This window comes from Telluria sp. Soil_C_11 (assembly GCF_057657395.1).
The window spans coordinates 1-5,549 of sequence record NZ_JBDGIN010000038.1 but is presented as its reverse complement, the minus strand read 5'-3'; the positions used below and the strand labels follow the sequence as shown (position 1 = coordinate 5,549).

General features: G+C 61.9%; 5 protein-coding genes. 4 read left to right on the top strand and 1 reads right to left on the bottom strand.

Translation table 11 applies throughout. The features are described from left to right. Positions 1-295: 295 nt before the first annotated feature. From AC3A6M_RS24660 to AC3A6M_RS24645, 4 genes are all read left to right on the top strand, one after another. Positions 296-1,825 carry an McrB family protein gene (locus AC3A6M_RS24660; protein ID WP_487855331.1) on the top strand — a complete coding sequence of 510 codons (1,530 nt, stop codon included), beginning with the start codon at positions 296-298 and terminating at the stop codon, positions 1,823-1,825. After that, a complete protein-coding gene (locus AC3A6M_RS24655) occupies positions 1,818-3,122 on the top strand; it encodes an McrC family protein (protein ID WP_487855330.1) in 1,305 nt (434 codons plus the stop codon). Before AC3A6M_RS24660 ends, AC3A6M_RS24655 begins: the two co-directional genes overlap by 8 nt. 108 nt (positions 3,123-3,230) lie before the next feature. Beyond that, a complete protein-coding gene (locus AC3A6M_RS24650; RefSeq protein ID WP_487855329.1) occupies positions 3,231-3,728 on the top strand; it encodes an antitoxin Xre/MbcA/ParS toxin-binding domain-containing protein in 498 nt (165 codons plus the stop codon). Beyond that, a complete protein-coding gene (locus tag AC3A6M_RS24645) occupies positions 3,725-4,201 on the top strand; it encodes an RES family NAD+ phosphorylase (RefSeq protein WP_487855328.1) in 477 nt (158 codons plus the stop codon). The genes AC3A6M_RS24650 and AC3A6M_RS24645 overlap by 4 nt, the downstream gene beginning before the upstream one ends. On the opposite strand, the gene purT is transcribed toward AC3A6M_RS24645, so the two are convergent. Next, a complete protein-coding gene (gene purT / locus AC3A6M_RS24640) occupies positions 4,155-5,390 on the bottom strand; it encodes a formate-dependent phosphoribosylglycinamide formyltransferase (protein WP_487855327.1) in 1,236 nt (411 codons plus the stop codon). The genes AC3A6M_RS24645 and purT overlap by 47 nt on opposite strands. Positions 5,391-5,549: the final 159 nt, after the last annotated feature.

Sequence of the window (5,549 nt, the reverse complement as noted above, 5' to 3'; positions counted from 1 at the left end):
CTGATAGCTCAGTCGGTAGAGCGACGGACTGTTAATCCGCAGGTCCCTGGTTCGAGTCCAGGTCGGGGAGCCAGAATCAGTAAAAAGGCCGCATGCGCAAGCTGCGGCCTTTTTGCTTTTTTGGCTGCCTGAATGCGCCCTTGTTCATTTGTTTTCTTTCATGCTTTAATCGGCTGTTGCTGATTGGCAAATCAGCCTACCTCCAAGCACGAAAGACAACATCATGGATATGCATCAGCCTGCGGCCCCGCTACGCCCGCGGTTTTGGAAGATTTCGCACGGTAAACGAGGTGAAATGAGCGACGCCGATCACCGTTGGCTCGTGGATCATCGCTACGTCTCCGAGGGCTACGCGGCGGACGATGAAAAAGGGAAGGGGCAGGGCCAAGCCTTCCATGGTGTCGAGGGCAATGGCGCCGTAGTCAGAGGCGGTGATATTTTTTATCTCGTCAGGAACAGCAGGATCGTGTTGCTCGGGCGCTTCGTCGGAAATCGTACGGAAGTGGTGCCGGAAAACCTGACGTCGATTTCGGGCTGGTATATGCGGCCTTTCGAGCTTATCCAGGATATTTCGGACAAGGACTTCGCGTCGAGCAAAGTCGATGGCGCGCTGGGCTGGAAGCCTCAGGGATTCACGACGGTGTATCCGGTTCCTTCCGACAGCATGGGGGAATTCGAGGAGGCGATTCTCGGCCCGGCTTTTGGTCTCAGTCTCGCGGATTTCGAAGTAGGGGGCGATGTTGTGCTGCGAGGGAGCGAGGGTGCAGCCGTTTCCGCGGGGGCGCTCAACCGCATCCTGTACGGCCCTCCGGGCACCGGCAAGACCTACCGCACCGTGATCGAGGCCCTCCGGATCATCGAGGGGCCGGAGTTCCGCGAGCGACCCTACGAGGAGCAGAAGAAGCGCTTCGATATCTTGCGCCGCGCGGACCGCATTGCCTTCGTTACCTTTCATCAGAGTTTCAGCTACGAGGATTTCGTCGAGGGCATTCGTGCCGATGCCAGTGAGGGCAAGCTGAGCTACCAGGTCAAGGATGGCATCTTCAAGCGTATGGCGTTTGCCGCGCTGTTCAGCAAGTTCGGATTCGGGCAACCGCGGAACGACCAGGATTACGAGAGCAAGAAATCAGAGTTCTTCGCCATGGACGAGCCGGAATCAAGCCCCGGCCAGCCATATGTCCTGATCATCGACGAAATCAACCGCGGCAATACGTCCCGTATTTTCGGCGAGCTGATCACGCTGATCGAGGAAACCAAGCGGATTGGTTCCGATGAGGCGGTGGAACTGCGCCTGCCGTATTCGAACCAGCCGTTCGGGGTGCCGGATAACCTGTACATCGTCGGGACCATGAATACCGCGGACCGCTCCCTCGCGGTGATCGACACCGCCCTGCGCCGGCGTTTCGATTTCATCGAAATGATGCCGGACCTCGAGGAACTGGATGGCCTGGTCATCGACGGCATCGACGTGGCGCTGATGCTGGCGCGGATGAACGAACGCATCGAACACCTTTATGACCGTGAGCACACGATCGGCCACGCTTTCTTCATGAAGCTGACGAAGGATTCGGGCGTCGCCGGCCTGGCCCAGGTCTTCCGCAACAAGATCCTTCCTTTGCTGGAAGAGTACTTCTTCGAGGACTGGGAGAAGATCACGAAAGTGCTCGGCAATGCGAAGATCTATCAGCCGGCCCGGTACGCGCAGATGGGTTTCGAGTCGAAGACAACAGTCTATCGGCGGGACCCGGGCGCCCTTGAAAATCCGGCCACCTACATCGGCATCTACGCGCCGCCGCAGAATGCGGGGCCGGTCACGAATGAATGAGATCCGGATCCGCGAATTTGGTTTGCTGACGCAAGGGGACTGGGCGCAGGAGGATCTCGGGCACGCGGCGATCGCAAGCGAGCCTGACTGGTCGTTCCTCGAGGGATTGGCATATTCGAACGACGGTACGCGATTCATCGAAACGGCGCGCCACGATGGAAAGAAGGCGCTGCGCGTCGTGAATTTTGTCGGCGTGATTACTTTGCCGGGCGGTACGCAAATCGAAATCCTGCCGAAGACTTCCGAATACCGGCAGGACGTGTCGCTTACCCGGGGGCGTTTGTGGAAGATGCTGGGCGCCGTCGAGGGCCTGCACTTTTACGAGGCCACCGAAGCGACGCTGATGCTGCGGAATCAGCCCTTGCTGGAAGCACTGATCTCGACGTTTCTCAAGCATGTGGCCGCGCTCGTCCGGCGCGGGCTGCGCAAGGATTATGTGCAGGTCGAGGCGGAGGAGCGCTTCCTGAAGGGGCGGCTGAGAATACCCCAGCAACTGAGGCAGCCGCCCGGCCGGGCGAACCTGTTCCAGATCGAGTACGACGTCTTTTCCGAAAACCGTGCGGAGAACCGGTTGCTGCATTCGGCGCTGGTTCGGGCGGCGGCATGGAGCCGTTCCGAAGAGAATCAGCGCTTGGCTGCCGAATTGCGCAGGTCCTTCGAGGACGTGCCGGCATCATCGGATTATCGCCAGGATTTCCGGTGCTGGAGCACGAGCAGGGACATGGTGCACTATCGGCCGCTCGAGCGGTGGGTGCGCCTCATCCTGAATGAACAGTGCCCGTTCACCCTGAAGGACCGCGATTCCGGTATCTCATTTCTGTTCCGGATGGACCAGTTGTTCGAAAAATATGTTGCCAAGGTGCTGGACGGCCAATTGCGTCAGAGCGATCTTGCATTGCGTGTGCAATTGCAGGGCAGATTCCTCTCGGATCAGCCGAAGGCATTCCTGCTCAAGCCGGATCTGGGCGTGGCCCGCGGCGGCAAGCTGATCAGTATCCTGGATACGAAGTGGAAGCTGATCGACCGCGATACCAGGTATGACAGCGGCGATCCCGACCCGAAATGCGGAATTGCCCAGTCTGACATGTATCAGCTATACGCGTATGGTCAGAAATATCTTGGCGGCCAAGGCAAGCTGGTCCTCATCTACCCGAGGTGGGCCGGTTTCGACGAGCCGCTTCCGCCATTCGACTTGGGTGGCAGCCTTGTTTTGCATGCGGTACCGTTCGATCTGGACCTGGGCCGGTGCCCAGCGCTTCCCGGGTTGCTCGGCGACGCCGACGCCGGGCGGGCTTAGCCTCGGGCGGCTTCGAGCGAGCGACCGATGCCCTTTCCCGGTCTGGCGCCGGCCGCTTGTGTGTTCTGCTCATTTGATCTAATATTTCTACTCAAAGGAGCAAAAACCATGACGGCAATGACTTCAGAGCGGCCCCACCCCGAGTCCGATGATGGCGACAAGACCCGGTGGCTCAATTTCCGTGAGCTTTATCAAACCACCCCGGTCGACCGGATCGACCTGATCCGCAACGGCGTGAACGCGGCCGACTTCAAGACCTTCGTCAGCGGCCTCGATGTGCAGCAGGAAAAAGTCTTCACCATGCTGGACATCGCCACCGCCACCGTCAACCGCAAGGCCAGCCGCAACGAACCCCTGTCGCGCGAAGACAGCGAAAAAGTGGTCGGCATGGCGAAACTGATCGGCCAGGTCGAGACCATGCTCGACGAGTCCGGCGATCCTGACTTGATGAAAGACTTCGACGCCGCGCGCTGGCTGACGCACTGGATGGAAGAACCGATCCCGGCGCTCGGCGGCGCCTCTCCCTCCGAATACATGGACACCATCGAGGGCCAGGAGATGATCTCCAAGCTGCTCGCGACGATGCAGACCGGAGCCTACGCTTGACCGCCGTCTGGCGCATCGCGACCGATGCGCCCGGCTACACCGCGGACGATTTGACCGGGGCTGGCGCCAAGCAGTCCGGCGGGCGCTGGAACCGCCCCGGCAGCGCCATGCTCTATTGCGCCAGCAATATCTCGCTGGCCGTGCTCGAAACCTTCGTCCACCTGAAAGCGGGCGGCCTGCCGCTGAACCGCTACCTGGTGGAGCTGACGATTCCCGATGCGGTGTGGACCGGCGCCATCGCGCTGGCGCCGCCGGTCGGCTGGGATGCGATCCCGGCCGGCAAGGTCAGCCTCGACGAAGGCGACCGTTGGTTGAAATCGGGCCGCAGCGCGGTGCTGATCGTGCCGTCCGCGATCGTCGGCGAGGAGTGCAACGTGCTGATCAATCCGTTGCACCCCGACGCCAAGCACATAAAGGCGAGGAAGCTCAGGAAGTGGACTTACGATCCAAGGCTGATGCGCTCACCGGCTTGATTTTACTAGCCGCTTCCAGCGCGCGCTTGCGCGCCGTGTCGATATCCGGCGCGGTCGCCAGCGCCACGCCCATGCGGCGGCGGCTGAACGACTCCGGCTTGCCGAACAGGCGGATGTCCGAGCCCGGAACGCGCAGCGCTTCCGCCACGCCCTCGAAGACGATGCCGGCTTCGTCGAGCTGGCCGTAGATCACGGCGGAGGCGCCCGGCGCGCGCAGTTCCGGATTCACCGGCAGGCCGAGGATGGCCTTCGCGTGCAGCTCGAATTCGCTCTGGATCTGGGTCGCCATGGTCACCATGCCGGTATCGTGCGGGCGCGGGCTGACTTCCGAGAACCACACCATGTCGCCCTTCACGAACAGCTCGACGCCGAACACGCCGCGCCCGCCCAGGCTGGCGGTGACCTTGCTGGCGATCTCGCGCGCGCTCTCCAGGGCGCGCGGGCTCATCGGCTGCGGCTGCCAGGATTCGACGTAGTCGCCGTGCACCTGCTTGTGGCCGATCGGTTCGCAGAACTGGGTCGCGATCTCGCCGTTGCCGTTCGTGGCGCGCACGGTCAGCAGCGTGATCTCGTAATCGAAATCGATGAAGCCTTCGACGATCACGCGGCCGGCATCCACGCGCCCGCCGGCGGCCGCATGGTTCCAGGCGTTCTCGACCTCGTCCGCGCTGTCGAGCTTGGACTGGCCCTTGCCCGAGGACGACATCACCGGTTTCACCACGTTCGGAAAGCCGATCTCGGCGCAGGCCGCCTTCAGTTCCTCGAGGCTGCTGGCGAAGCGGTAGGGCGAGGTCGCCAGGCCCAGTTCCTCGGCGGCCAGGCGGCGGATGCCTTCGCGGTTCATGGTCAGCTGGGCGGCGCGCGCGGTCGGGATGCAGGTGATGGCGCCGGCGGCTTCCAGTTCGGCCAGCTTGTCGGTGGCGATCGCCTCGATCTCGGGCACGACCAGGTCGGGCTGCTCCAGCGCGATCAGCGCGGCCAGGGCCTCGCCGTCCGTCATGTCGATCACGTGGGCGCGGTGGGCGACCTGGTGGCCCGGCGCATTCGCGTAGCGGTCGACGGCGATCACTTCGATGCCGAGGCGCTGCAGGGAAATGATCACTTCCTTGCCGAGTTCGCCGGAGCCGAGCAGCATGACTTTGGTGGCGGAAGGGGAGAGGGGTGTGCCGAGGATGGGTGCTTTCGTCATTGGTGTGGATGGTGTGGAGGGAAGCGATCACTATAACAAAGGGCGCGCCGGCGTGCCGGCCGCCCCGGCGTCGCAAAAAAACCTGTCAACGCTAAATAGAAATGTCCCCTGCTCTCCAAAGTAGAAATGTCCCCTTTGGATCAGGCAGGGATCAAGTGG

Excerpts from the sequence above, each read along its gene's own strand:
- AC3A6M_RS24660 (WP_487855331.1), top strand. The coding sequence starts at position 296 with ATGAGCGACGCCGATCACCGTTGGCTCGTGGATCATCGCTACGTCTCC.
- purT (WP_487855327.1), bottom strand. The coding sequence starts at position 5,390 with ATGACGAAAGCACCCATCCTCGGCACACCCCTCTCCCCTTCCGCCACC.
- AC3A6M_RS24655 (WP_487855330.1), top strand. The coding sequence starts at position 1,818 with ATGAATGAGATCCGGATCCGCGAATTTGGTTTGCTGACGCAAGGGGAC.
- AC3A6M_RS24650 (WP_487855329.1), top strand. The coding sequence starts at position 3,231 with ATGACGGCAATGACTTCAGAGCGGCCCCACCCCGAGTCCGATGATGGC.